Source organism: Nocardioides sp. GCM10030259, from assembly GCF_042666375.1.
In the GTDB taxonomy this organism is placed as follows: domain Bacteria; phylum Actinomycetota; class Actinomycetes; order Propionibacteriales; family Nocardioidaceae; genus Nocardioides.
In genome coordinates, this window is record NZ_JBHTDF010000025.1 from 630,600 (window position 1) to 654,668 (window position 24,069).

The window sequence follows — 24,069 nt, forward strand, 5'->3', positions numbered from 1 at the left end:
CGCCACGATCGCGTGCTCGAGCACGAACTCCCTCTCCACCACCCGGTCGCCCTCGGCGGTCGGGAAGACCTGCGTCTGCTTCGCCGGCGAGGACACCACGACGTTGCCCTCCTCATTGCCCAGGCCGTCGTAGCGCCACGGCAGCCCGCCCTCGGCCACCTGGGTGCCGACCCCGGTCGCGGTGAAGAACGCCGGGATCCCCGACCCACCCGCCCGCATCCGCTCCGCCAGCGTGCCCTGCGGGGTCAGCTCGACCTCCAGCTCCCCGGAGAGGTACTGCCGCGCGAACTCCTTGTTCTCCCCCACGTAGGAGGAGATCATCCGCCGGATCCGCCGCTCCGCGAGCAACAGCCCCAGCCCCCAGTCATCCACCCCGCAGTTGTTCGACACCGCCTCCAGATCCCTCGTGCCGGCCTCCAGCAACGCCCCGATCAACACCGACGGGATCCCACACAACCCGAAACCCCCGACCGACAACGTCGCACCGTCCGGGATGTCCGCCACCGCCTCCGCGGCCGACCTCACCACCTTGTCCATGGAGTCGATCCAAGACTGCGAGGCCGACCGGGTCAAACAGCCGACCTCATGCCACCGGGGCGCTCAGCACCCGGACGTCGAAGGAGTCCGGCCGGCGCCAGGTCTCCGAAGCCGGGGCGGTGCCGAGCAGCACCGAGACTGTGTCTCCCGGCCCTGCCGCCACATCGTGGTTCCAGAGGTAGGGCCGCGCGACCCCGTCGTACTTCGTCAGCGTCCGGTTGGTCACGCGCGCGCCGAGGCCGTACACGACCCGTGCCGGTCCCCAGCCGCCGTTCGCGAGCCGCGCCTGGACCCGGACCAGTCCGTCCTCCTCGTGGTAGTCCGGGAGCTCGATGGCGACGGCACGCCCCGATCCGGTCAGCGCGACGTGGTCCGGGCGCACCTCGAGGGTCGTAGTGGTCCAGCTGCCGTCCGGGAGGAGCTCGTGCACCAGGCGCCCGCCGTCGGTGGGGTCGCCGACGACGAGGTGGTCACCGACCACGACAGACGACGCCATCGCGTCGATCACCGGCATCCCCTCGTCGACCTCCCACGTGGCGTCGTCCTCGCCGCGTGCCCAGCTGACGTCGGCCGTCCCGGTCGGCGTCGGGAACCCCCAGATCCGGTCGGAGACGTACGTCGTGCCGTCGGGCGCCTCGGTCAGCACCGGCTGGCAGATGCAGTCGTGGAACGGCTCCGAGACGGTGCCGAGCTGCACCGGCTCCTCCCAGTCCGCGGCGCCGGCGTCCAGACGGCTGACGTAGGAGCCGGCGTCGCCGCGGCTGCCGCGGTACCACGCGACGACGACGTTGTCCGAGCGGTCCACGACCACGGCAGCCGGGTTGCGGCTCCAACCGCCCTGGTTCTGCACGTCCAGGCGTCGGGTCAGCCACCCGCCGTCGCGCCGTACGCTCGCCATGAGCACCACGGCGCCGCGCACCTTCCGCTGCCACGAGACGGCGATCCGTCCCTGGGCGTTCGCGGCGGCGAGGGGGTTGATCATCGGGTGGGCATCGCGCGCGATCGGGGACGTGTCGCCCTATCCGCGCCCGGGCCGCCACACGGAATGCACCAGTCGCAGGCCCGGTGACACCCAGACCGCCATCACGCGACCTCGAGGCGCGACCACGAGCTGCAGGTGCCCTGCGACCGGGGCGAGGGAGTCGTCGCGCCAGGAGGTGAGTGTCCGCTCCCGGCGCCAGGCTCCGGCCGGGGTGCGCACCGCCACCTGCACACGGTGCGACGCACCGTTGGTCCGCGTCCACGCCGCTACTGCCCAGCCGTCGGGCGTCGTCACGATCCGGTGCTGGCTGGCTGCGGTTCCCGCGAGACGTTCAGCGGGAGCCACCGCGGAGACGGCGGCGCCGACGGGCGTGAGCACGAGCCCGGCCACGAGCGGTGCGACCACCCCGAGGATCATCTTCCTGAGCATGCGCCGGACAGTAGCCGGGCCAGACGCTCACGTCCGGCGTTCTACGCTGGGGCCCGTGACGCCCTCGCCGAAGCCCGGCTCCGACGCCGACTGGTCCCGGGTGCGCCTGCACGTGGTGACGGGCAAGGGCGGCACCGGGAAGTCCACGGTCGCCGCCGCCCTGGCGCTCGGCCTGGCCTCACACGGCCGGCAGGTGCTGCTCTGCGAGGTGGAGGGCCGCCAGGGCATCGCGCGGATGTTCGACGTCGACCCGCTGCCGTACGCCGAGCGCCGCATCGCCACCGGCCTCAACCACGGCGACCGCCCGCCGGGGGTGGTCCACGCGCTCCACATCGACGCCGAGTCGGCGCTGCTCGAGTACCTCGCGATGTACTACAAGCTCGGCCGCGCCGGTCGGGCGCTGGACCGCTTCGGCTTCGTCGAGTTCGCGACGACGATCGCGCCCGGCGTGCGCGACGTGCTGCTGACCGGCAAGGTCTTCGAGGCCGTGCAGCGCAACAGCCGCAACAAGGCCGCGATCCGGTACGACGCGGTCGTGCTCGACGCCCCGCCGACCGGGCGGATCACCCAGTTCCTCAACGTCAACAACGAGCTCGCCGGGCTGGCCAAGGTCGGCCCGGTGAAGAGCCAGGCCGACACCGTGATGACGCTCTTCCGCTCCCCGCGCACCGCGGTCCACCTGGTCACGGTGCTGGAGGAGATGCCGGTGCAGGAGACCGCAGACGGGATCTCCGAGCTCACGAAGGCCCGGCTGCCCGTCGGCTCGGTGGTCGTCAACCAGGTGCGCCCGCGCGACCTCTCTGCCGCCGACCTCGAGGAGGTCCGGTCGGGATCGATCGACCCCGCGCGCATCACCGCCGACCTCAAGGAGGCCGGCGTGGAGCCCGAGGACGGCCTGGTCGACGGGTTGCTCTCGGAGGGCCGCGACCACGCCGAACGCCGTGCGCTCGAGGACGGCCAGCGCGACCTCGTCGCCGGGCTGGGCCGGCCGACGTACGAGCTGCCCCGGCTGCCGGGCGGCATCGACCTCGGCGGGCTCTACGAGCTCGCCGAGACCCTCAAGGACCAGGGGCTCGCATGACGGCCCCACGCAGCAGGTCACGCGGTCGCGTCGGCCCCCTGGCCAGCAGCCCCGGCCCCGCGCCGGAGCTCGACGTCGACGCGCTGCTCGACGACCCGGGGATCGGGATCATCGTGTGCTGCGGGTCCGGGGGCGTCGGCAAGACCACGGCGTCGGCAGCGCTGGCCCTGCGGGCCGCGGAGCGGGGCCGGAAGGTCGTGGTGCTCACGATCGACCCGGCGCGACGGCTCGCCCAGTCGATGGGCATCGAGCAGCTCGACAACACCCCGCGGCCGGTCTCGGGGCTGCGCACCAACGCGAAGGGCAGCCGCAAGGGCGGCAGCCTCGACGCGATGATGCTCGACATGAAGCGCACCTTCGACGAGGTGGTCGAGAGCCAAGCCACCCCCGAGAAGGCCCGCCAGATCCTCGACAACCCCTTCTACCAGGCCCTCTCGAGCTCGTTCGCCGGCACGCAGGAGTACATGGCGATGGAGAAGCTCGGCCAGATCCACGCCGACGCGCAGCGCGACGGAAGCTACGACCTGATCGTCGTCGACACCCCGCCGTCGCGCTCGGCCCTCGACTTCCTTGACGCGCCCGAGCGGCTGTCGAGCTTCCTCGACGGCCGGTTCATCAAGATGCTGCTGACCCCGGCCCGCGGGCCGGCGCGGATGATGAGCGCGGGGGTCGGCCTGATCACCGGCGCGCTCACCAAGGTGCTGGGCGCGCAGGTGCTGCGCGACATGCAGACGTTCGTCGCGGCGTTCGACACGCTCTTCGGCGGCTTCCGGCAGCGCGCCCAGAAGACGTTCGAGCTGCTCCAGGCCGACGGCACGGCGTTCCTCGTCGTGGCGGCGCCCGAGCCGGACGCGCTGCGCGAGGCGGCGTACTTCGTCGAGCGGCTCGCCGAGGACGACATGCCCCTCGCCGGCCTGGTCGTGAACCGGGCCAGCCCGGTGCCCGCCGGCGCGCTGTCGGCCGACGAGGCGATGGCGGCCGCCGGACGGCTGCGCCAGCGCGACCCGGAGTCGCTGACGGCCGGGCTGCTGCGGCTGCACGCCGACCGCTCCCGCATCGCCGAGCGCGAGGCGCTGCTCCGCGCGCGGTTCGCCGCGGCGCACCCCCGGGTGCCCACCGCGGTGGTCCCGGCGCTCGCCGGTGACGTGCACGACCTCGCCGGCCTGCGCCGGGTCGGTCAGCTGGTCAGCGGCAGCTGACGCGTCGAGTCAGACGACGGACGGCGTCAGCGAGCCGTCCTTCTCGCGCGCGGCCTCGAGCACGGCGCGCCAGGAGGCGTTCGGGCGACGACGCAGCAGCGCACGGCGCTCCCGCTCGGTCATCCCGCCCCAGACCCCCCACTCGATCTGGTTGTCGAGCGCCTCTGCCAGGCACTCGGTGCGCACCGGACAGGAGGCGCACAGCTGCTTCGCCTTGTTCTGCTCAGCCCCCCGCACGAACAACTGGTCCGGGTGCGACTCGCGGCACGCGGCCGCGCTGGCCCAATCCTCAACCCACATGTTGGATGTCCCCACATCGCTTCCGAGATAGGCGGCGTCCCCATGACGCCTACCCGGGATTGCTCCCCCTCGGGCCCCAAAGTTAGGGAAGGTCTAGGCCGGGAACCAGACCGAAAGTGCCCAATTCGCGTAGTCCATTCGGACTAGCCCGTCCGGGTCACCCGGCCGGCCGGGTGGCCTCGGGGAATCGGAGGACGTTCGTCCCGTCCCGTACTCTGGGGGCCATGGTTGTCCCACGCGAGGAGCGCCTCCCCGCCGGTCGCGTCGCGTCCCATCTGCTGGTCATGCTGGGGGTCGCAGCTGTCGTCGGCGTCCTCGTCGCCGGCCTGGCGATCCCCTTCGCCGGGGTCCTGGGCATCGGGGCGCGCAACGTCGCCACGGCGATGGACAACCTGCCGGCCGAGCTCGAGACCGACCCGCTGCCCCAGCGTACCCGGCTGCTGGACGCCGACGGCAACACCATCGCGACCTTCTACGACGAGAACCGCGTCAACGTCTCGCTCGACCAGATCTCCCGGACCATGGTCGAGGCGATCGTCGCCATCGAGGACTCCCGCTTCTACGAGCACGGAGCGCTGGACCTCAAGGGCACGCTGCGCGCACTGATCACCAACCAGGCCAACGACGGCGTCGTCCAGGGTGGTTCGTCGATCACCCAGCAGATGGTCAAGATGACGCTGCTGACCCAGGCCCGCACCAAGGCCGAGCGCGCGGCCGCGACCGACGACACCTACGCCCGCAAGCTGCGCGAGCTGCGCTACGCCATCGCGTTCGAGGAGCACCACACCAAGGACTGGATCCTCGAGCGCTACCTGAACATCGCGTACTTCGGCGACGGCACGTACGGCGTGCAGTCGGCGGCCCGCCACTACTTCGGCGTCAACGCCAAGAAGCTCAACCTGCGGCAGTCGGCGATGCTGGCCGGCCTGGTGAAGAACCCCACCGGCTACGACCCGACCAACTCCCCCGACCGCGCTCTCGAGCGCCGCAACATCGTGCTCGACCGGATGGCCCAGCTGAACGTGATCGAGCGCGAGCAGGCCGAGAAGGCCAAGGAGAAGAAGCTCGGGCTGCACGTCGTGGCGTCCAAGAACGGCTGCTGGTACTCCCGGGCCCCGTTCTTCTGCGACTACGCCTGGAACTACCTGCTCGACGACCCGGCGCTCGGCGAGACCGTCGCCGCGCGCCGCCAGCTGCTGAAGTCCGGCGGCCTCACGATCCGCACCACGCTCGACCTCGACTACCAGACCGCGGCCGAGAACGCCGTCCGCAACCACGTCTCGCAGGGCGACCAGGCCGTCGGCGCGCTCGCGATGGTCGAGCCGGGCACCGGCGCAGTGAAGGCGATCGCCCAGTCGCGCCCCATGGGCCGCGACGAGAAGAAGGGCGAGACCTTCCTCAACTACGCCGTGCCCACGAAGTACGGCGACTCCGCGGGCTTCCAGGCCGGCTCGACGTTCAAGCCGTTCATCCTCGCCGCGGCCGTCGAGCAGGGCATCCCGCTCACCACGACGTTCAACGCCCCGATGTCGATGACGATCGACACCGCCGAGTTCGAGAACTGCGAGGGGGCGGGCAACTTCGTCGGCCCCTGGAACGTCTCCAGCTCGACGACCTCCGGCACCATGGACCTTTACCGGGGCACCCAGGAGTCGGTGAACACCTTCTACGCCATGCTCGAGCGCGAGACCGGCGTGTGCGAGCCGTTCAAGCTCGCGAAGAAGATGGGCGTCCAGCTCACCTACGCCAAGGGCGACGGGACCCACCTGCCCGAGCGGGTGCCCACGTTCACGCTCGGCATCGCCGACGCCAGCCCGCTCGAGATGGCGGAGGCCTACGCGACGTTCGGAGCCCGTGGGCTGCACTGCGACTCGGTCCCGGTCACCTCGATCGCAGACTCGTCGGGCAACGTGCTGAAGAAGTACGGCAGCTCCTGCCAGCAGGTGCTCGAGCAGTCGTCGGCCGACGCGGTCAACGACGTGCTGCGCGGCGTCCAGGAGCCCGGCGGCTTCGGCTACGACAACGGCGGCACCGGCATGACGGTGCCCTCCGCCGGCAAGACCGGCACCACACAGGACGGCAAGTCGGTCTGGTACGTCGGCTACACGCCCCAGGTCGGCACGGCCGCGATGATCGCCGGAGCCAGCAAGGACGGCCAGAAGCCCATCCCGCTCGCGGGCCAGACCATCGGCGGCAGCTACATCTACGAGGTCTCCGGCTCCGGCTTCGCCGGCCCGATGTGGGCCGAGGCGATGCACGCGATCCAGGGCGGCCTCGACTACGTCGACTTCACCGCGCCGACGGCCTCCGCGGTCGAGGGCATCCCCGCGACCATTCCGAGCGTCGGCGGCATGAGCATGGACGAGGCCGAGCGCACGCTCGAGCAGGCCGGGTTCAACGCCCTCGACGGCGGCACGACGTACTCCGACTACTCCGCTGGCACCGCGGCCTACACCAGCCCGGGGGCCGGCTCCTCGATCGCGAAGGGCTCGGTCGTCACGATCTACGAGTCCAACGGCCAGTCGCCGCCCGAGCCCCCGAAGCCCGACAAGGGCCGCGGCGGTGGCGGCGGCGGTGGGGGCGACGACGGCCCGGGCAACGGGAACGGGAACGGCAACGGCAACGGACGGGGCCGCGGACCGCGCTGATCGGTGCCGCGTCAGGCGCCCAGCTGGCGGCGTACCTCCGCCGCCACGGCGCCGCCGTCGGCGCGGCCCTTGACCTGCGGCTGGACCATGCCCATGACCTTGCCCATCGCCCGCATGCCCTCGTCCGCGGCGCCGGTCTGGGCGATGGCGGACGTGACGATGTCGGCGATCTCCTGCTCCGAGAGCTGCGCGGGCAGGTAGTCGGCGATGACCGCGGCCTCGGCGGTCTCCTTCTCGGCCATCTCGGTGCGGCCGCCCTCGCTGAACGCGGTCGCCGCCTCGCGGCGCTTCTTGGCCTCGGTCGACAGCACGCCGATGATGTCGTCGTCGCTGAGCTCGCGAGCGGCCTTCCCGGCGACCTCGGCGTTGGTGATCGCCGAGAGGACCATCCGGAGCGTCGAGGACCGCACCTCGTCGCGGGCCTTGATGGAGGCGGTGAGGTCGGCGCGGAGACGGTCCTTGAGGTCGCTCATGACCGCCATTGTGGCAGCCTTGCCCGGGTGAGCTCCCTGGCCGTCGCCCGTCGCCTCGCCCTCGGAGCCACCGTCGCCGGGGCCGGCCTCACGGCGTACGCCCTCGCTGAGGCGCGGCAGTACACGTTGCGCCGCGTGACGGTGCCGGTCCTGCCGCCGGGCAGCCCGTCGCTGCGCGTGCTGCACCTCAGCGACGTGCACCTGACCCCGGGCCAGCACCGCAAGCAGGCATGGCTGCGCGGCCTGGCGGACCTCCGGCCCGACCTGGTCGTCGACACCGGCGACAACCTCGCCCACCGCGACGCGGTGCCAGCCGTGCTGGACAGCCTGGGCGACCTGCTCGGCGTGCCCGGCGTCTTCGTCTTCGGATCCAACGACTACTTCGAGCCCACCCTGCGCAACCCGTTCCGCTACCTGCTGCCCGACACCGGCAAGCGGCACACCAACGTGCCGCAGCTGCCCTGGCGCGAGCTGCGCGCCTCGCTCTCCGGCGCCGGCTGGACCGACCTGACCAACAGCCGCGCGTCCCTCGAGGTGCGCGGGGTGCGGATCGCGTTCGCGGGCGTCGACGACCCGCATCTCGGCTACGACCGGCTCGACCTCGTCGCCGGCCCCGCCGACCCGGGCGCCGACGTCCGCCTCGGCGTTGCGCACGCGCCGTACCTCCGCGTGCTCGACCGGTTCGCCGCAGACGGGTACGACGCTGTGCTCGCCGGGCACACGCACGGCGGCCAGGTCTGCCTGCCGGGCGTCGGTGCGCTGACCACGAACTGCGACCTCGACCCGGCCCGCGCGAAGGGCCTGCACCGCCATCCGGCGGAGTCCCGGCCCGGCGATCCCGGGTCGTCGTGGCTGCACGTCTCGGCCGGCCTGGGGACCAGTCCGTACGCCCGGATCCGGGTCGCCTGCCGCCCGGAGGCGACCCTGCTCACCTTCGTCGAGACCCCCGTCCGAACCGGGGTCCCGACCGAGGTCTGAACCGATTTCAGGGCACCCGACGTGCTCGGGTATGGTTGCCCCCGGTCCGCTCCGGTGGGCCGATCGGGCTGTGGCGCAGCTTGGTAGCGCGCCTCGTTCGGGACGAGGAGGCCGCAGGTTCAAATCCTGTCAGCCCGACAGTGTGATGTCTCAGGACATCGCGGACACCCGGACCTACGGAAACGTGGGTTCGGGTGTTCTTCATTTCGGGGTTCGTGGTTGGTAGTCCTTGCCCGGGTCGATGGTGAGCTCGCGGAGCAGTTCGCCGGTGACGGCGTTGATGACGCGTACGTCGAGGTCGTGGATGAGCAGGATGACGTGGGTTCGGGCGTGGGTTCGCCCGATGCCGATGTGGCGCAGTTGGCCGTGCACGCGCAGGGTCACGCTGCCGGACTTGTCGACGATGTCGTGCCGGATGCGGTCGTGGGTCTCGGCGTCTCGTGTGGGTTCGGGGACGGCTTTGGGCATCGAGTCGTAGTGCGTCGCGGGGGTGGCCCGGTGGGGTAGGGACCGGTGCGGGCGGTGCTGGTTGTACTGGGTGACGAACCGGTCGAGCAGGGCCTGCAGTTCGGCGACGGTGGCGGGCTGGTGGGGCTGGGCGCGCAGCCACTTCTTCATCGTCTGCTGGAACCGCTCGACCTTCCCGCAGGTGGTGGGGTGGTTGGGTCGGCTGTTCTTCTGGACCACGTTCCAGGCGCGTAGTTGCTGCTCGAACCCGTTGCGGCCGCCTCGGCGGCCGGTGCCGGCCAGGCGGACGGTGTAGACCATCCCGTTGTCGGTGAGCGTGGACGCGGGGATGCCGTGCTGACCTGCGGCTTTGCGGAACGTGGCGGTGACGATCGGGGTGGTGATCGCGCGGTGGGCGGAGACGTGCAGGGCGTAGCGGGTGCAGTCGTCGAGCCAGGTGATCACCTCGACGTCTTGGCCGTTGGCCAGTCGGTAGTGGGTGAAGTCGGACTGCCAGCACTGGTTGGGCATGGCGGCCTGGAAGCGGACGTAGGAGGACTTCGGTCGCTTCCTCGGCTGCGGGTCGACCGCGCCGTGGCGGGTCAGGATCCGGTGGATCGTGGCCCGCGACAGGGTGGTCGCGTGATGGTGGATCAGGTGCCAGCCCAGGGTGTCGGCGCCGGCGTCGTGCCCGGCCTCGAGGAGTTCTTTGCGGAGGCGCAGCACGAGCTCGACGGTCTCGGGCGGCGTGGCGCCCGGGGAGGTCTTCGGCGCCCTGGAGCGCGGTTGGAAGGCGGCCTCGCCCTCGTCTCGGTCGCGGGCGAGGAGCTCGTAGATCCAGGAGCGGGACACGCCGTAGCTGGCGGCGACCTCGGCGACGGGTCGCTTCTCGACAGTGACGGCGGTGATGACCAGGCGGGCTGTGGACACGTCCGCACCCTCGGGCCCGGTTGTGACACCAGGGCCGATTCAGTCCGGGATGTCGTGAGACATGTGTCCGGGATGTCGTGAGACATGTGTCCGGGATGTCCTGAGCCAGGACACTGTCAGCCCGACAGCCGCGAGGCCCGGATCCGCACGGATCCGGGCCTCGCGCCGTTCCCGGGATGGTGTCGGTACCGGTCGGAGTCGTCGAGACACCCCACGTGGCCGTTCATGGGCCCCGCTGAGGGCAATTCCGGGCGTCGCGACGCGAAACCCGCGCCGGATTGAGCCTCCCCGTGCCGTGGCACACTGCCCGCATGGGAGATCGGGACGACCGGCCGTCACTCGAGCTGCCGTCCCTCGGCGGCTGGCGGCGCAGACGGCGCGAGAAGGAGGCAGTCGCACCCGCCGAGCCGGTGGCCGACGCACCGCCGCCCGCCCATGAGCCCGCGCCCGTCCGTACCGAGCAGCCGACCGCCGTGCTGCCCGAGCCCGAGCCCGAGACCGAGACCGTTGCCGAGGCGCCGTCGGGCGCCCGCAGGATCGAGGTCCGGGCCCGGCGCGCCGGCGGACCGATCATCGTTGTGGTCGTCGGACTGCTCGTCGGGCTCGCGGTCGTGGGCCTGACGTGGGCGTCGTTGCGCACCTGCGAGGAGGTGCAGGGCACCACCAGCTGCGGACGCGCCGGCTACCCGATGCTCGCCCTCGTGCTGGTCCTGGCAGTGCTGGTCGGCGTCGCGCTGCTCCGGCTCGCCCGGGTGCCCGACCCGGTGAGCACCACCGTCCTCGGCGTGGGCCTGGCGTGTGTGATCGCGCTGCTCTTCCTCGTCGACAGCCTCGACGAGCCCGCGATGGTCGTCGTGATCCCGGTGATCAGCGCGGTGACCTTCGCGCTCTCGCACTGGGTCACCACGACGTTCGTGGAGCCGGGCGACCGCTGACCCGTCAGCGTGCGGCGGCGATCAGCTCCGCGATCTGCACGGTGTTGAGCGCGGCGCCCTTGCGCAGGTTGTCGCCCGAGACGAAGAGTGCGAGCCCGCGGTCGTCGTCGACGCCGGGGTCCTGACGGAGGCGCCCGACGTACGACGGGTCCTTGCCCGCGGCCTGCAGCGGCGTCGGGATGTCGGAGAGCTCCACACCCACCGCCGTCGCGAGCAGCTCGCTGGCGCGCTCGACCGGCATCGGCCGCGTGAACTCGGCGTTGATCGACAGCGAGTGGCCCGTGAAGACCGGCACCCGCACGCAGATCCCGGAGACCTTCAGGTCGGGGATGCCGAGGATCTTGCGCGACTCGTTGCGCAGCTTCTGCTCCTCGTCGGTCTCGTGGAGACCGTCGTCGACGATCGAGCCGGCCATCGGGAGCACGTTGTAGGCGATCGTCCGGGCGTACTTCTCCGGCTCGGGGAACGCGACGGCCTCGCCGTCGTACGCCAGCTCGCGCGCCTTGTCGCCCGCGGCCGTCACCTGGGTGGCGAGCTCCTCGACACCGGCGACGCCGGAGCCGGAGACCGCCTGGTACGAGGACACGATCAGCCGGACCAGCCCGGCCTCGTCGTGCAGCGGCTTCAGCACGGGCATGAAGGCCATCGTGGTGCAGTTGGGGTTGGCGATGATGCCGCGCCCGGCCGCGATGACCTCGCGCGCATCGTCGGGGTTGACCTCGGAGACGACGAGCGGGATGTCGGGGTCCTTGCGGAACGCGCTGGAGTTGTCGACGACGATCACGCCGGCGTCCACGAACTTCTGCGCGAGCGCCCGCGACGTGGTCGCACCGGCCGAGAACAGCGCGACGTCGAGACCGGCCGGGTCGGCCGTGGAGGCATCCTCCACCACGATCTCGCGACCGGCGAACGGCAGCACCGTGCCGGCCGAGCGGGCCGAGGCGAAGAAACGGACCTCGCCGACCGGGAACGCGCGCTCCTCGAGGATCTGGCGCATGGCGACGCCCACCTGGCCGGTGGCGCCGACGACTCCGATGTTGATCGGGGTGGTGCTCATCGGCCGGTCCCGCCGTACACGACCGCCTCGACCTCGGTGGAGTCGAGGTCGAACGCCGTGTGCGTGGCGCGCACGGCGTCGTCGACCTGGGCCTCGTCGACGATCACGGAGATGCGGATCTCCGAGGTGGAGATCATCTCGATGTTCACGCCGGCCGAGGCGAGCGACGCGAAGAACTTCGCGGTGATGCCCGGGTGCGAGCGCATGCCGGCGCCGATCAGCGAGACCTTGCCGATCTGGTCGTCGTACAGGAGCTTGTCGTAGCCGACCTCGTCCTGGATCCGGGCCAGCGCACCCATGGCGGTCTGGCCGTCGGTGCGGGGCAGCGTGAAGGAGATGTCGGTCAGGCCCGTCGCGGCAGCCGAGACGTTCTGCACCACCATGTCGATGTTGACCTCCGTCGCCGACAGCGCCTCGAAGATGCGCGCGGCCTCGCCGACCTTGTCGGGTACGCCGACGACGGTGATCTTGGCCTCGCTGCGGTCGTGCGCGACGCCGGCGATGATCGCCTGCTCCATCTCGTGGTCTCCTGCCTTGCTGTCCGGGATGACCCAGGTGCCTTCCTTCTGGGAGAAGGACGACCGCACGTGGATCGGGATGTTGTAGCGGCGGGCGTACTCGACGCACCGGAGGTGGAGGATCTTGGCGCCGGAGGCCGCCATCTCCAGCATCTCCTCGGTGCCGACGTGGTTGAGCTTGCGTGCCGCCGGCACGATCCGCGGGTCTGCGGTGAACACCCCGTCGACGTCGGTGTAGATCTCGCAGACGTCGGCTCCGAGGGCTGCGGCGAGCGCGACCGCGGTCGTGTCCGTGCCACCACGGCCGAGCGTGGTGATCTCCTTGGTGTCCTGGGAGACGCCCTGGAAGCCGGCGACGATCACGATGTGGCCCTCGGCGATCGCCGACTCGATCCGGCCCGGGGTGACGTCGATGATCTTGGCCTTGCCGTGCACCGAGTCCGTGATCACACCGGCCTGGGAGCCCGTGAACGAGCGGGCGCTGTAGCCCAGGTCGGAGATCGCCATCGCGACCAGCGCCATCGAGATCCGCTCACCCGCGGTGAGCAGCATGTCGAGCTCACGGGCCGGGGGCGCCGGGCTGACCGCCTGCGCCTTGTCGATGAGCTCGTCGGTCGTGTCGCCCATCGCCGAGACGGCGACGACGACGTCGTGGCCGGCCTTCCTGGCGTCGACGATGCGGCGAGCGACCCGCTTGATCGCGCTGGGGTCGGCAACGGACGATCCGCCGTACTTCTGCACGACAATGCCCACGGTGCGGTCCTTGGTACGAGGGGAAGTTGCAGGACCGAGTCTATCGAGCGCCGGGGTCCCCCGATTCGAGCATCTCATCGGCGACGGCCAGCCGCTCCTCCTCCTCGACGGGCAGGTCGGCGTCGAGCCGGTCGTGGGACACGATCGAGAGCAGCGCGTTGAGCGCGGCGCCCGCGAGGTTGCCCCAGGACGAGACGTAGGAGAACTGCCACCACCACAACGCCTCGGACACGTTGCCGAGCCGGTAGTGGCGCAGGCCGTTCTCGAGGTCGGTGGCGATGCTGCTCAGGTCGTCGGAGAGCTGGCTCTCCACGACCTCCGGCACGTAGGGGTCGAAGACGAACGCGTAGGTGTCTACGCCGCCGAGCATGTCGGCGAGCGCGAGGCGCATCTCGTCGAGGTCGGCCTCGGGCCCGACGTCGGGCTGGTACTCAGCGATCGGCGTGAAGTCCTGCTGCGCACCGAGCCGGGCGCCGGCGAGCAGCACCTGGCTGATCTCGAGGAGCAGCAGCGAGATCGCGCGGCCACCGTCGGCCTCGCCGGCGATCGCGCGCAGCGCCAGCAGGAAGCTCTCGACCTGGTCGGCGATCTGGCCCGCGAACTCCCGGGTCTCGGGGTCCAGCGTGGCGAGGTCGGTCTGGCTCTCAGTCATCCGCGGAACGCCTCCCTGCAAATGCACGGCCAAGGGTCACTTCGTCGGCGTACTCGAGGTCGCCGCCTACCGGCAGTCCACTCGCCAATCGCGTCACGCGCAACCCGAGCGGCTTGAGCATGCGAGTGAGGTACGTCGCGGTCGCCTCGCCCTCGAGGTTCGGATCGGTCGCGAGGATGATCTCGGTGAGGTTGCCGTCGGAGAGCCGGACCATCAGCTCGCGGATGCGCAGCTGGTCGGGCCCGATGCCGTCGATGGGCGAGATCGCCCCGCCGAGCACGTGGTAGCGGCCGCGGAACTCGCGGGTCCGCTCGATCGCGACGACGTCCTTGTACTCCTCGACCACGCACAGCACCGACGGGTCCCGGCGCGGGTCGCGGCAGATGCGGCACTGCTCGTCCTCGGACACGTTGAAGCAGGTGCTGCAGAACTTCACCTTCGCCTTGACCTCGATGAGCACGTCGGCGAGCCGGCGTACGTCGGTCGGGTCGGCCTGCAGAAGGTGGAACGCGATGCGCTGGGCGCTCTTCGGACCCACGCCCGGCAGTCGACCGAGCTCGTCGATCAGGTCCTGGACGATGCCTTCGTACAACGCGACCTCTAGAAGCCGAGCTGGCCGGGGGTGCTGTCGCCCCCGGAGAGTCCACCGGGCAGGCCGCCCGCGAGCGGGCCGAGCGCCTCGCCGGCGAGCGCGTCGGCGTTGGCCTTCGCGTCGCGGTAGGCGGCCACGACCATGTCGCCGAGGTCGGCCAGGTCGTCGGGGTCGCTGCCGTCGAAGCCGCCTGCCTTGATCTCGACGCCCACCAGCTCGCCGACGCCGTTGACCTTGACGGTCACCGCGCCGCCGGCGACGGTGCCGTCGACGATCGTCTCCTGCAGCCGCTCCTGGGCGCTCTGGAGCTGCTCCTGCATCTGCTGCGCCTGCTGGAGCAGCGCGTTCATGTCGAATCCGCCGCCACCCAGGGCGTCGAAGGGGTTCTGGCTCATGCTTGCGTGCCTCTCATTGGTGGCGGATCTCCTCGATCGTCTGGGCACCGAGCTCGCGCTGGAGGAGCTCGGTGGCGCTCAGGCCCTGGTTGTCGGCGTCGAGGTCGTCGGGGTGGGCGTCGGCGTCGGCCGAGGCCCAGTCGGGCCCGGACTGCTCGCGCTGGTGGTCGGCCCCGCGGGTCTGCTGGATCGCCTCGCGGGCCGCGGCGCTCGCGCCGGGTGCGGGCTCCTGCGGGGCCGGCTGGTCCCACGGCGGTGCATCGCCATCGTCCTCGGGAGCCGCGGCGGCCGGCTCGGGTGTCGGCGCCGCGGGAGCGGCCGGCTCGGCGACGGCGGGCCGGGTGACCGTGGGCGTGCCCTCGGCCCGGGCGCCCGGGTCGACGATCGTCTCGATCTTCCACTCCGCGCCGACCACGTCGATCGCGGCCTGGCGCAGCACGTCGTCGCAGCCCGCGCTCACGAACGAGTCGCGCGCGCCGGCGTTGGCGAAGCCGAGCGTGAGCGTCGCACCGTCGACCGCGACGACCTGGCAGTTCTGGGTCAGGTGCATCCAGGCCAGGCGGCGCCGCATCTTGGTGGCGTCGACGATGTCGGGCCAGAGGCGGCGTACGTCGACCAGCGTCAGGCCGCCCGAGGCCGCGGGTGCCGGCGTGGGCTCCGGCTCGGGTGTCGGCGCGGGCTCCGGCTCCGGCGCCGGCTCGGGCTCCGGCGCGGCTGCCGGGGTCTCGACCGGGGCGGGCTCGGGGCGCTCCTCGGCCGGCTCCGGACGGGCGGCCGCCGGGTCGGGCGCCGCGGGGCGGTCGGCGGGCGGAGCGGGCCGGTCCTGGGCCGGCGGGGCGGGCGGCGCGACGGTCGGCGTCGGCGCGCCTCCGCTGATCGCCATCCGCTTCTCGATGCGGTCGAGCCGGGCCAGCACGCCGTCGGTCGCGTCGTCGGCGCCGGGCAGCAGCACCCGGGCGCAGAGCAGCTCGAGCAGCAGCCGCGGCGCGGTGGCCCCACGCATCTCGGTGAGGCCCGAGGCGACGATGTCGGCGGCGCGGGTGAGCTCGGCGGGCCCGAACCGGGCCGCCTGGGCGACCAGCCGCTCGCCCTGGTCCTCGGAGACGTCGATCAGGCCCGTGGCCGGCGCGTCGGGGACGGCCGCGACGATGACCAGGTCGCGCAGCCGGCGCAGCAGGTCCTCGGTGAACCGGCGGGGGTCCTGCCCGGTCTCGATCACGCGGTCGACCACCCCGAAGACCGCCGCGCCGTCGCCGGCCGCGAACGCGTCGACGACGTCGTCGAGCAGCGTGTCAGGGGTGTAGCCCAGCAGACCCGTCGCGAGCTCGTAGGTGACGCCCGCGGAGCCGGCGCCGCCGAGCAGCTGGTCGAGCACCGAGAGGGTGTCGCGGGCCGACCCGCCGCCGGCGCGCACGACCAGCGGCAGCGCCGCGGGGTCGATGCCGACCTGCTCCTTGTCGCAGAGCTCGGAGAGGTACGACGAGAGCAGCCGCGGCGGGATCAGCCGGAACGGGTAGTGGTGGGTGCGCGACCGGATCGTCGGCAGCACCTTGTCGGGCTCGGTGGTCGCGAAGATGAAGCGCAGGTGCGGCGGCGGCTCCTCGACCAGCTTCAGCAGGGCGTTGAAGCCCTGCGTCGTGACCATGTGGGCCTCGTCGATGATGTAGACCTTGTAGCGGCTCTTCACCGGCGCGAAGAACGCCTTCTCACGCAGGTCGCGGGCGTCGTCGACACCGCCGTGGGACGCAGCGTCGATCTCGATGACGTCGATCGAGCCGGGCCCGCCGCGGGCGAGGTCGCGGCAGCTCTCGCACTCGCCGCACGGGTCGGCCACCGGCGCCTGCTCGCAGTTGAGCGAGCGGGCGAGGATGCGGGCGCTGGTGGTCTTGCCGCAGCCCCGCGGCCCGGAGAAGAGATACGCGTGGTTGACCCGGTTGTTCGCCAGCGCGGCCCGCAGCGGCTCGGTCACGTGATCCTGGCCGATGACCTCGGCGAAGGTCTCGGGCCGGTAGCGGCGGTAGAGGGCGAGGGGTGACTCCACGCATGAACCCTAACCAGCGTCACCGACAGCCGGTAGCGGGGCCAGCGGCCGGTACGGCCCCGTCTTGGTCCGCCTCCCCCGGCTCACCTAGACTCTGGGCCAACCCCCCGTGTGGCGGCACCTCGCCCAACTCCCCCAGGGCCGGAAGGCAGCAAGGGTAAGTGAGCTCTGCCGGGTGCGCGGGGGGCCTTTTCATGCCCCCGGCCCCGACGCCTGCCGCGCCCCGCCCGATTTCTTCCGGCCGGTCGCCGACCGGTACCCTCCTCGACGGAGGTATCGCCTAGTGGCCTATGGCGCTCGCTTGGAAAGCGGGTTGGGTTAACGCCCTCGGGGGTTCGAATCCCCCTACCTCCGCCAGTCGACAGACGGCGTCGCGACCTCGGTCCGGCGCCGTCTTCGCATGTGACGCGGTGTCAGCTCCCGTCGGGCAACTCGAACGACGTCGGGTCGACGGTGCCCTCGGGCACGTGCACGGTCTCGCCCGAGGTGCCGTCGACGACCGTGCAGCGCCCTGACGGGACCGCGCAGGTCACCAGTGTCGCGGAGGTCCCCTTGGTGAACCCGAACGCGTTCGCGCGGCCGTCGACGGAGACGCCCGCCGCAGTGGTGTCGTCGACCCACCACAGCAGGTCGACCGTCGGCGGTACGCCGGACGGCATCACCGTCGCGCCGCTCTCCGCGACCAGGCGGTCGCGGGCGGTGTAGGCCGGCTGCACGTCGACGATGCGCCACTGACCGTCGGGGCTCAGCCGGTCGTCGTACGGCGGGACGTCGACCGTGAACCCGGCCTCCTCGGTGACCGTGGTGTCGCCCGTCTCGAGGTCGATGGCGACGACGTCGCCGGCGCCGTCGTAGTACGCCGCGCCGTCGGCGAACCCCAGTAGGCGGGGTTCGGCGTCCTCGTAGAGGTCGGCCAGGTCGTCGTCGGAGTCGGGATCTCCGAGCTCGTCGGTGGCGCGGGCCACCTCCTCGCCGGCGCTGGTGTCCACCACCACGACCTCGGCCTGGGGGGTCCCGAAGCCGTCCTTCTCGCCCGACTCCATGTCCATGAGCATCAGGTAGCGGCCATCGTCCGACACCCTCATCTCGGAGGCGTCCGGGGCCACCTCCCGCGACGTCCCGTCGCCCGGGGAGAAGAGGAGCGGGCCGCCCGCCGTGAAGAAGATCCCGGCCCCGGTGACCACGAACCGCTCGATCCCGGCACCGACCGTCACCGTCGAGCCGTCGCCGAGGTGCACCGTGTCGCCGATCGCGTAGACCGGGCCGGACGTGTCGACCGCGGCCTCACCCGACGGCCAGTCGGTGCCGCCGCCCGACCCGTCGGAGTCGCTGCACCCCACCAGCGCGCCGCTGAGCGCGAGCGCGAGCAGAGCCGGTGCGATCGGCCTCATCCGAGCCGCCCGGAGAGCCTGTTCATCGACCCACGCACGTGGTCGTCGGTGGCGACGTAGCGGTGGCTCGCGGCCTCGAGCGCCTCGGCCAGCCGCTCGACACCCGCCGACGACGTACGCGTGCTCACCGCCACCGCACCGACCCGGGCGGTGACGGCGGCGCCGAAGCCACCCGCCGACGGCACGTCGCCGAGCAGGTGGGCGGGCAGTGTCACGCCCTCCAGGATCCCCGCCTGCCTCTTCAGCGCCGACGCGGGATCACCGAGCGTCGCCGCCGCCCTGGTGAGGCTCTTCGGCTCGGCCTCGAGCTCCCCCGCGGCTCCCTCGGGCATGAGCCCGAGCGCGCTGAGCGGCGTGCTGGTCATGAACGGGCTCGACCACAGCTCGTCGTCGTCGTCGCCACCGAACAGCCCCTCGAGCCAGCTGCCGTCGGCGTGCTGGTACTTCGACGCGCCGGACTCGTACGTCGCGACCAGCCGCCCGTCGACCTCGACGATCCCCTCGGCCATGTTGGGGAACGAGTACGCCGACGCCGAGCCCTCGTCGTAGTCGCCGTGCCCGGGCTGCACGATGATCGTGCTCGGGTCGGTGCGGTTGGGCGAGGTGCTGTAGACGAGCTCGCCGTCGCGCACGACGACGCCCTGCGTCTTCGGTGGGGTCGTGTACGACGCCGGCGAGCCCGGCCGCCACGACCCGCCCGGCCCGCGCTCGTAGACGTACAGCCTGTCGTCGTCGTAGTCGCCGACGTAGAGCCTGCCGTCCTTGAACGCGGTGTACGACGCGTCGCCGTCGACCGGGGCCGGCAGGCCGATCGGCGACACAGCTTCGCCCGTCGGCGCCCGGGTGATCGCGTCCATCGAGTAGGTGTAGATGTTCCCGCCCGAGCTGACATGCACGAGGTCGCCGTCGACCGTCACGCCGCCGGCGTGCCCGATGTCGCCGTCGGGATCGGTCGCACTCGGGCTCAGCCGGACCTCGTTGACCTCCTGCCCGGTGCGCGGGTCGATCACCGAGAGCACCGCGGGGTCGCCGTCCTTGTAGTAGGTCTGGAGCAGCATCCCGGTCGCCGGGTCGTAGCCGAGGCCCTGGGGCGTCAGCCCGCGGTCGTCGCCGGTCGCCTTGGTGTTGGGGATCAGCGGGCCGTTGGTGCTCCCGTAGTCGTCGAGCCAGTCGTCGGTGCGGTCGAGCCCCCGCTCCACCCAGGCCCGGGTCTCGGCGTCGAGGGAGTCGAGGTCGAGATCGGCCGCGTCGCCGGTGAGGATGGCGCTCGCTGCGGAGAGCTGGCCGTCGTAGGCCTTGCCGATGCCGGCGAGCTGGGTGTGCACCATCGCCGCCAGCAGGTCCTCGAGCAGGGCGGGCATGTCGGGCGCCCGGTTGCGCCAGAAGGCGATCGACTCGTCGGCGGCCGAGCAGGCCGCGTCGTACGCCGTGGCGACGTGCTCGACCACGTTGGCGGTCTGCAGCTGGAGCGCGCGTCCGCCGACCGCGCCCTGCAACACGGCGGTCGCCCGCACCAGGAACGCGGTCGCCCCGTCGCCGGTCCACACCGGGATGCCGGTCGCGTCGTCGACGTCGTCGCAGGCCCCGTCGACCGACTTCGCGACCTGGCGCAGCAGCGTCGCGCGCGCGCGGACGGCCGCGGCGTCGCCCGACGTGATGCGCCGGTAGAGCGGCTCCGGGTCGGTCATCCGTGCACCTTGCCCTCAGGCCCGCCGGCGCGCCAGCACCGGACGCAGCAGCAGCGCGATGACGAGCAGCCCGCCGCCGATCAGGCCCCACCACACCGCGTCCTCGCGGAGGTCCGCCATCGGATCCGGCTCCGGCTCCGGCGCGGGTGCCCGGGCCCGCGGCACCTCGCGCACGACGGTCCGCTCGACCGTGCCGTCGGCGGCCGGGGCGAGCGGGCGGGTGAGCGCCTCGAAGGGCTGCACCACGCCCGCGCCCGTCAGCGGCGTCGGGTCGTCGGGCGTCCCGTTGGCGCTGTTGACGAGGCGGGCGACGACCTGTCCCGGCTCGGCCTTCGGGAAGCGCTGCCACAGCAGCGCCAGCACGCCGGCCACCTCGCCCGCCGCGGCCGCGGTCGACGTCGGCTGCACCAGGCAGGTGCTGCCGTTGAGCCCGTAGGACACCGCGTCGTACGACGGTGCGGCGACGGTCGTCCGGGAGTTCTTGAGCACGTTGGCGAAGGCGCCGTCCGGGTCGCCGGACGAGTTGACCGCGACGACGCCGGGGTAGCCGGCCGGGAACAGCACGGGACCGGCGTCCTCGGTGCGCACCTCGGGGTCCTGCACCTCGGTCGCGAAGTCGGTTGCGAGCTCGGTGCCGTCCTCGGGGCGGTCGCCGGTGGCCGCCACGACCACGACGCCCGCCTGCTGCGCGATCCTCACGGCGTGCTTGAGCCCGCCGTTCTTGTGCACCGCGAACGGCACCACGGCGACCTTGATGTTGAGCTCGCCGGCGCGGTCGGCCACCCAGCGCAGGCCGTCGGACAGGTTCGGCGCCGACGGTCGCGCGGAGTCCTCGTCGGAGGCGGGGTCGACGTAGACGCGGACGTCGACGATCTCGGCGTCCGGGGCGAAGCCGACCGGCTGCCCGTCGGGCCGGTCGGCGCCCGCGACCAGGCCGGCGACCTCCGTGCCGAGCGGGTCCTCGATCTCGCCCGGGGACCCGCCGCGGACCTCGGTCGCGTGCACCGGCACCGCGCCGCCCCGCACGCCCGGGCCGAGCACCGCGACCCGCACCGGCGTGCCCTCCGGCGGCGGCACGACCTGCTGGGCCGACGCGATCCCGAGGGCCTGGTACGGCGCGCTCGGGCGGCCCGTGTGGCCGGGCGCGACCGACTCGTCGACGCCGAGGCAGACGTTGTCGACGGCGTACGCCGGCGGCGCCACGGTCAGCGAGGCGCCGACCACGGTGACCAGCGCCGCGGCGACCTTCAGCCGCATGCGGACTCGTCCTGCTCGGACGGCGGCGAGAGCGCGGAGTCGCGCGACAGGTTGACCCCGCACGCGAAGAGCTCCACCCAGGTGTCCGGGACGACGACCACCGGGTGGCCGGAGTAGCCGAGCGAGTCGGCTGCGCCGTCGCCCACCAGCGGGTTGGCGCGGCCCTTGGCGTCGATGAAGTACGGCGCGCCCTGCGTCGGGTCGGTCCACCCGCCGGAGAGCACGTAGGCCCCGCGGCCGGCGGCGACCACCGGGTCCTTCTCCCCGGCGGGCACCCCGGCCGCGCTCGAGGACTCGCCCGGGTGGCGCAGCTGCACGGTCGGCGTCTCGCCGGGCGCGGTCTCGAGCTGCACACAGGGCTCGTCGATCGGCTCGTCCGGCACGAAGTCGGGCCAGCCGGTCTCGCCGAGCGGGTCCTCGCCGCGGGGCACGCGGGGTGCCGCGTCGACGGTCTCCGGCGCGATGACCCGCTCGTCGGGCGCGACCAGGTTGCTGTACGCCGTGGCCGCGAACTCGGTGAGCTCCACCGGCCCGCTCTCGGTCAGCAGGAGCACCTGGTCGCCGGCGGCCAGCAGGTCGCCGACCTTGTGGTCGCCGATCACGCCGGCGGCGTCGTCGGCGGCGTACTCCGGCGTCGAGCCGTAGCCGTTCACCTCGAAGCTCTCCCAGTCCAGCGGCGCCCCGACCGGGAACAGGTTGAGCCAGTCGCGGCTGACGGGGATCGCGCTTCCGGTCGTCTGGAGGTTGAGCGCGGAGAGCAGGTTGTCGGTCTGGTTGCCCTGCGGCTCGACGGGGAGCAGCACCGCACCCTGCGGGTCGGTGACGGTGGCGTCGACGTCGTCGCGCGGCAACGCCACGAAGTAGTCGCCGCCGTTGGTGACCGTCACGCCCTGCGCCGGCGCGGGCAGCACGTCGGGCTCCCCGGTGACCTGCACCCGGATGCCCGTGTCGGCCGCGGTGCAGGCGGTCCAGCCGCCGTCGATCAGCAGCCCGGGAGTCGGCACGCTCGCGGGCGCGCCGAAGATGCCGATGTCGTCGCCGATCCGCTGCTCGTCGATGGTCTCCTGCTCGACGAGCATCGGCTCGGCGTCGCCGCCGAGGATCAGCTTCGCGCTGGTGGAGTTGATGACCGGGCGCAGCTCGGGGTCGTCGCTGTCGTCGATGATGACGTACGCCGCGCCGGTGTCCTTCGAGATGATCAGCCCTTCCTGCTTCCAGTCGCTGGGCGCCGTCGGCGAGAAGACGCCGGCGATCGCGGCGCCGGCCGCGAGCAGCACGGCCAGGGCGAGGCCGCCGATGATCGAGCGGCCGGGCCGCGCCGGCTCGACCTCACGGCCGCCGGGTGCGCCGGACACGAAGGCGGTGACCAGCCGGCGGCGGCTGAACGAGTACGCCTCGACCAGGTCCTTCTTGGTGGCCATGAGGTGCTAGCTCCGGATCGCCGAGAAGATGCCGACCGCGACGACGAGCAGCGGCAGCAGTGCGATCAGCGCGACGCTCTCGGCGACGTCGCCGAGTCGGCCGCGGCGCACGGACGGCGTGGCCGGCAGCAGGGTGACCGCGAGCAGGAGCGCGCCGCCCGCCGCGAGCAGCACCGCGACCGTGGGCCGCCAATCCGGCTGCAGCCAGAGCGCGGCGACCGAGGTCGACAGCAGGCCGAGGATCCCGGAGACCAGGCCGACGAGCACCTCGGGCCCGGTGCGGTACTGCCGGGTGCGCAGCATGACGGCCGCGCAGCAGGTGACCGCCAGGATCGCGCCGGCGACCCCGAGGGACACGGCGAGCGGGGCGATCAGCACCAGCAGGAGACCGACGGTGGCGGTGACCGCCACGAGGATCTCGTGCGCGACGCGCGCATCGGCGCCGACCCGGGTCGCGTCGACCGGCCGGGGCTCGGCGGTGATGTCGGCGACGCTGTAGAGCTGGTCGACCGAGGTGCCGGTGGCGCCGAGCGCCAGCCAGGGGAACACGCTGCCCGCGATCACCACGAGCACGAGGGCGACGGTCAACACCACGGCCGGGTCGACGTCGGCGACGTCGAGCAGCAGGCCGTCGATGAGGAACACCGCTCCCGCGACGACCGGCGGCAGCACGAGCGTCCGGCCCGCGCCGAGCCCGAGCAGGCAGATCGTCCCGGCGCCCATCGCAGCGGCGGCGCCGGCCACGACGGGTGGCCCGAAGAAGGGGTCGTCGGTCACGAGCATCAGGCCCGCGACCGCGGCGTACAGGGTGCCGGTCCAGGCGACCGCGACGGCCGCCTCGGGCTCGCGCTGCGCGCGGGAGAGCACGATCGCGCCCGTCACCAGCGCGGCGGCGACCACCGCGGCCGCGACGCCGGCGAGCAGCGAGCCGCGCTGGATCAGCAGGGCGACGGCGCCCAGCGCCATCAGCAGGCCGGCCGCGCACAGGGCGGTACGCCGTCCCGCGGCGGGCTCCCACGGCTTGAGGTCGTGCTCGACGACATCCGTCATCGCCTCGACCACGTCGTCGTAGACCCGGGGCGCCTCGTCGTCGACGCCGGCCGCGACCGTCAGCAGGCCGCCGTCCTCGATGCCCTGGCTCACCAGGCCGGCGTCGGGAGCGAGCTCGCGTCCCTCGGCCGTGACGAGGCGGTAGCCGCCGTAGACGGTGCCCGCGTCGAGGAGGCCGACGCTGCGGGCCAGCTCGGGCACCAGCTCGGCGACGGGGACGGCGCCGGGCAGCACGAGGTCGACCCGGCGGGTGCCGGACGCCACCGTGACACGCACCAGCCCGGGGCTGCTCACCGGCGCATGGTTCATCGTCCC

At 72.5% G+C, this 24,069-nt stretch carries 22 protein-coding genes, 2 tRNA genes and 1 other RNA gene; 8 read left to right on the top strand and 17 right to left on the bottom strand.

The annotated features are described in order from the left end of the window. From ACFQQI_RS22470 to ACFQQI_RS22480, 3 genes are all read right to left on the bottom strand, one after another. The coding region (locus ACFQQI_RS22470; protein WP_378568774.1) for a CoA transferase subunit A at positions 1 to 537 on the bottom strand (537 nt) is incomplete at its 3' end. A gap of 46 nt (positions 538 to 583) precedes the next feature. Then, positions 584 to 1,519 carry a hypothetical protein gene (locus ACFQQI_RS22475; RefSeq protein ID WP_378568775.1) on the bottom strand — a complete coding sequence of 312 codons (936 nt, stop codon included), beginning with the start codon at positions 1,517 to 1,519 and terminating at the stop codon, positions 584 to 586. Between the two features lie 36 nt (positions 1,520 to 1,555). Continuing rightward, a complete protein-coding gene (locus ACFQQI_RS22480; protein ID WP_378568776.1) occupies positions 1,556 to 1,948 on the bottom strand; it encodes a hypothetical protein in 393 nt (130 codons plus the stop codon). Between the two features lie 55 nt (positions 1,949 to 2,003). Here ACFQQI_RS22480 and ACFQQI_RS22485 point away from each other — a divergent pair, with 55 nt between their 5' ends. Next, positions 2,004 to 3,029 (top strand): ArsA-related P-loop ATPase, encoded by a 1,026-nt coding sequence (locus tag ACFQQI_RS22485; protein WP_378568778.1) that lies wholly within the window; start codon positions 2,004 to 2,006, stop codon positions 3,027 to 3,029. Then, the gene (locus tag ACFQQI_RS22490) at positions 3,026 to 4,228 is read left to right on the top strand and encodes an ArsA family ATPase (RefSeq protein WP_378568780.1); all 1,203 of its coding nucleotides are present in this window, start codon (positions 3,026 to 3,028) and stop codon (positions 4,226 to 4,228) included. The genes ACFQQI_RS22485 and ACFQQI_RS22490 overlap by 4 nt, the downstream gene beginning before the upstream one ends. Before the next feature lie 9 nt (positions 4,229 to 4,237). On the opposite strand, the gene ACFQQI_RS22495 is transcribed toward ACFQQI_RS22490, so the two are convergent. Further along, positions 4,238 to 4,528: a WhiB family transcriptional regulator gene (locus tag ACFQQI_RS22495; RefSeq protein ID WP_378568782.1), complete on the bottom strand. Its 291-nt coding sequence runs from the start codon at positions 4,526 to 4,528 to the stop codon at positions 4,238 to 4,240. Between the two features lie 224 nt (positions 4,529 to 4,752). On the opposite strand from ACFQQI_RS22495, the gene ACFQQI_RS22500 reads away from it, so the two are divergent. After that, positions 4,753 to 7,176: a penicillin-binding protein gene (locus ACFQQI_RS22500; RefSeq protein WP_378568784.1), complete on the top strand. Its 2,424-nt coding sequence runs from the start codon at positions 4,753 to 4,755 to the stop codon at positions 7,174 to 7,176. Positions 7,177 to 7,187: 11 nt separating this feature from the next. Here the strand turns inward: ACFQQI_RS22500 and ACFQQI_RS22505 are convergent, their stop codons facing one another. Beyond that, positions 7,188 to 7,649, bottom strand: coding sequence for a GatB/YqeY domain-containing protein (locus tag ACFQQI_RS22505; protein WP_378568786.1), 462 nt, complete (start codon positions 7,647 to 7,649; stop codon positions 7,188 to 7,190). A gap of 27 nt (positions 7,650 to 7,676) precedes the next feature. Between ACFQQI_RS22505 and ACFQQI_RS22510 the strand changes: the two genes are divergently transcribed. Together ACFQQI_RS22510 and ACFQQI_RS22515 are read left to right on the top strand one after the other, a co-directional pair. Continuing rightward, positions 7,677 to 8,627 (top strand): metallophosphoesterase, encoded by a 951-nt coding sequence (locus tag ACFQQI_RS22510; RefSeq protein ID WP_378568788.1) that lies wholly within the window; start codon positions 7,677 to 7,679, stop codon positions 8,625 to 8,627. A 64-nt stretch (positions 8,628 to 8,691) separates the two neighbouring features. Beyond that, positions 8,692 to 8,765, top strand: a tRNA-Pro gene (locus ACFQQI_RS22515). A gap of 63 nt (positions 8,766 to 8,828) precedes the next feature. Here the strand turns inward: ACFQQI_RS22515 and ACFQQI_RS22520 are convergent. Next, positions 8,829 to 10,004 carry an IS481 family transposase gene (locus tag ACFQQI_RS22520; protein ID WP_378568790.1) on the bottom strand — a complete coding sequence of 392 codons (1,176 nt, stop codon included), beginning with the start codon at positions 10,002 to 10,004 and terminating at the stop codon, positions 8,829 to 8,831. A gap of 311 nt (positions 10,005 to 10,315) precedes the next feature. Here ACFQQI_RS22520 and ACFQQI_RS22525 point away from each other — a divergent pair, with 311 nt between their 5' ends. Beyond that, positions 10,316 to 10,939 (top strand): hypothetical protein, encoded by a 624-nt coding sequence (locus ACFQQI_RS22525; RefSeq protein ID WP_378568792.1) that lies wholly within the window; start codon positions 10,316 to 10,318, stop codon positions 10,937 to 10,939. A gap of 4 nt (positions 10,940 to 10,943) precedes the next feature. Here the strand turns inward: ACFQQI_RS22525 and ACFQQI_RS22530 are convergent, their stop codons facing one another. Genes ACFQQI_RS22530 through ACFQQI_RS22555 form a run of 6 tightly spaced genes read right to left on the bottom strand, consistent with a single transcriptional unit; the run spans position 10,944 to position 16,947 of the window. Further along, positions 10,944 to 11,996, bottom strand: coding sequence for an aspartate-semialdehyde dehydrogenase (locus ACFQQI_RS22530; protein WP_378568794.1), 1,053 nt, complete (start codon positions 11,994 to 11,996; stop codon positions 10,944 to 10,946). Then, a complete protein-coding gene (locus tag ACFQQI_RS22535) occupies positions 11,993 to 13,267 on the bottom strand; it encodes an aspartate kinase (RefSeq protein ID WP_378568796.1) in 1,275 nt (424 codons plus the stop codon). The genes ACFQQI_RS22530 and ACFQQI_RS22535 overlap by 4 nt, the downstream gene beginning before the upstream one ends. Positions 13,268 to 13,307: 40 nt before the next feature. Continuing rightward, entirely contained in the window at positions 13,308 to 13,919 is a 612-nt protein-coding gene (locus tag ACFQQI_RS22540; protein WP_378568798.1) for a DUF5063 domain-containing protein, read from the bottom strand. After that, positions 13,912 to 14,511, bottom strand: a complete 600-nt coding sequence (gene recR, locus ACFQQI_RS22545) for a recombination mediator RecR (RefSeq protein ID WP_378568800.1) — start codon at positions 14,509 to 14,511, stop codon at positions 13,912 to 13,914. The genes ACFQQI_RS22540 and recR overlap by 8 nt, the downstream gene beginning before the upstream one ends. Before the next feature lie 8 nt (positions 14,512 to 14,519). Next, on the bottom strand, positions 14,520 to 14,906 hold the full coding sequence (locus ACFQQI_RS22550; RefSeq protein ID WP_378568802.1) for a YbaB/EbfC family nucleoid-associated protein: 387 nt from the start codon (positions 14,904 to 14,906) through the stop codon (positions 14,520 to 14,522). A 13-nt stretch (positions 14,907 to 14,919) separates the two neighbouring features. Next, positions 14,920 to 16,947, bottom strand: coding sequence for a DNA polymerase III subunit gamma and tau (locus ACFQQI_RS22555; protein ID WP_378568804.1), 2,028 nt, complete (start codon positions 16,945 to 16,947; stop codon positions 14,920 to 14,922). Positions 16,948 to 17,048: 101 nt separating this feature from the next. On the opposite strand from ACFQQI_RS22555, the gene ffs reads away from it, so the two are divergent. Further along, an RNA gene (gene ffs / locus ACFQQI_RS22560) (signal recognition particle sRNA small type) lies at positions 17,049 to 17,139 on the top strand. Between the two features lie 77 nt (positions 17,140 to 17,216). Further along, positions 17,217 to 17,304, top strand: a tRNA-Ser gene (locus ACFQQI_RS22565). A 56-nt stretch (positions 17,305 to 17,360) separates the two neighbouring features. Here the strand turns inward: ACFQQI_RS22565 and ACFQQI_RS22570 are convergent. Genes ACFQQI_RS22570 through eccD form a run of 5 tightly spaced genes read right to left on the bottom strand, consistent with a single transcriptional unit; the run spans position 17,361 to position 24,063 of the window. After that, entirely contained in the window at positions 17,361 to 18,338 is a 978-nt protein-coding gene (locus tag ACFQQI_RS22570; RefSeq protein ID WP_378568806.1) for a hypothetical protein, read from the bottom strand. Further along, on the bottom strand, positions 18,335 to 20,026 hold the full coding sequence (locus ACFQQI_RS22575) for a hypothetical protein (protein ID WP_378568808.1): 1,692 nt from the start codon (positions 20,024 to 20,026) through the stop codon (positions 18,335 to 18,337). Before ACFQQI_RS22575 ends, ACFQQI_RS22570 begins: the two co-directional genes overlap by 4 nt. Positions 20,027 to 20,041: 15 nt before the next feature. After that, positions 20,042 to 21,283, bottom strand: coding sequence for a S8 family serine peptidase (locus ACFQQI_RS22580; RefSeq protein ID WP_378568810.1), 1,242 nt, complete (start codon positions 21,281 to 21,283; stop codon positions 20,042 to 20,044). After that, entirely contained in the window at positions 21,274 to 22,704 is a 1,431-nt protein-coding gene (gene eccB / locus ACFQQI_RS22585) for a type VII secretion protein EccB (protein ID WP_378568812.1), read from the bottom strand. The genes ACFQQI_RS22580 and eccB overlap by 10 nt, the downstream gene beginning before the upstream one ends. Positions 22,705 to 22,710: 6 nt before the next feature. Continuing rightward, on the bottom strand, positions 22,711 to 24,063 hold the full coding sequence (gene eccD, locus ACFQQI_RS22590) for a type VII secretion integral membrane protein EccD (RefSeq protein WP_378568814.1): 1,353 nt from the start codon (positions 24,061 to 24,063) through the stop codon (positions 22,711 to 22,713). Positions 24,064 to 24,069: the final 6 nt, after the last annotated feature.

Excerpts from the sequence above, each read along its gene's own strand:
- eccB (WP_378568812.1), bottom strand. The coding sequence starts at position 22,704 with ATGGCCACCAAGAAGGACCTGGTCGAGGCGTACTCGTTCAGCCGCCGC.
- ACFQQI_RS22580 (WP_378568810.1), bottom strand. The coding sequence starts at position 21,283 with ATGCGGCTGAAGGTCGCCGCGGCGCTGGTCACCGTGGTCGGCGCCTCG.
- ACFQQI_RS22500 (WP_378568784.1), top strand. The coding sequence starts at position 4,753 with ATGGTTGTCCCACGCGAGGAGCGCCTCCCCGCCGGTCGCGTCGCGTCC.
- ACFQQI_RS22575 (WP_378568808.1), bottom strand. The coding sequence starts at position 20,026 with ATGACCGACCCGGAGCCGCTCTACCGGCGCATCACGTCGGGCGACGCC.
- ACFQQI_RS22490 (WP_378568780.1), top strand. The coding sequence starts at position 3,026 with ATGACGGCCCCACGCAGCAGGTCACGCGGTCGCGTCGGCCCCCTGGCC.
- ACFQQI_RS22530 (WP_378568794.1), bottom strand. The coding sequence starts at position 11,996 with ATGAGCACCACCCCGATCAACATCGGAGTCGTCGGCGCCACCGGCCAG.
- ACFQQI_RS22480 (WP_378568776.1), bottom strand. The coding sequence starts at position 1,948 with ATGCTCAGGAAGATGATCCTCGGGGTGGTCGCACCGCTCGTGGCCGGG.
- ACFQQI_RS22495 (WP_378568782.1), bottom strand. The coding sequence starts at position 4,528 with ATGTGGGTTGAGGATTGGGCCAGCGCGGCCGCGTGCCGCGAGTCGCAC.
- ACFQQI_RS22570 (WP_378568806.1), bottom strand. The coding sequence starts at position 18,338 with ATGAGGCCGATCGCACCGGCTCTGCTCGCGCTCGCGCTCAGCGGCGCG.
- ACFQQI_RS22550 (WP_378568802.1), bottom strand. The coding sequence starts at position 14,906 with ATGAGCCAGAACCCCTTCGACGCCCTGGGTGGCGGCGGATTCGACATG.
- ACFQQI_RS22540 (WP_378568798.1), bottom strand. The coding sequence starts at position 13,919 with ATGACTGAGAGCCAGACCGACCTCGCCACGCTGGACCCCGAGACCCGG.
- ACFQQI_RS22525 (WP_378568792.1), top strand. The coding sequence starts at position 10,316 with ATGGGAGATCGGGACGACCGGCCGTCACTCGAGCTGCCGTCCCTCGGC.
- ACFQQI_RS22505 (WP_378568786.1), bottom strand. The coding sequence starts at position 7,649 with ATGAGCGACCTCAAGGACCGTCTCCGCGCCGACCTCACCGCCTCCATC.
- ACFQQI_RS22475 (WP_378568775.1), bottom strand. The coding sequence starts at position 1,519 with ATGATCAACCCCCTCGCCGCCGCGAACGCCCAGGGACGGATCGCCGTC.
- eccD (WP_378568814.1), bottom strand. The coding sequence starts at position 24,063 with ATGAACCATGCGCCGGTGAGCAGCCCCGGGCTGGTGCGTGTCACGGTG.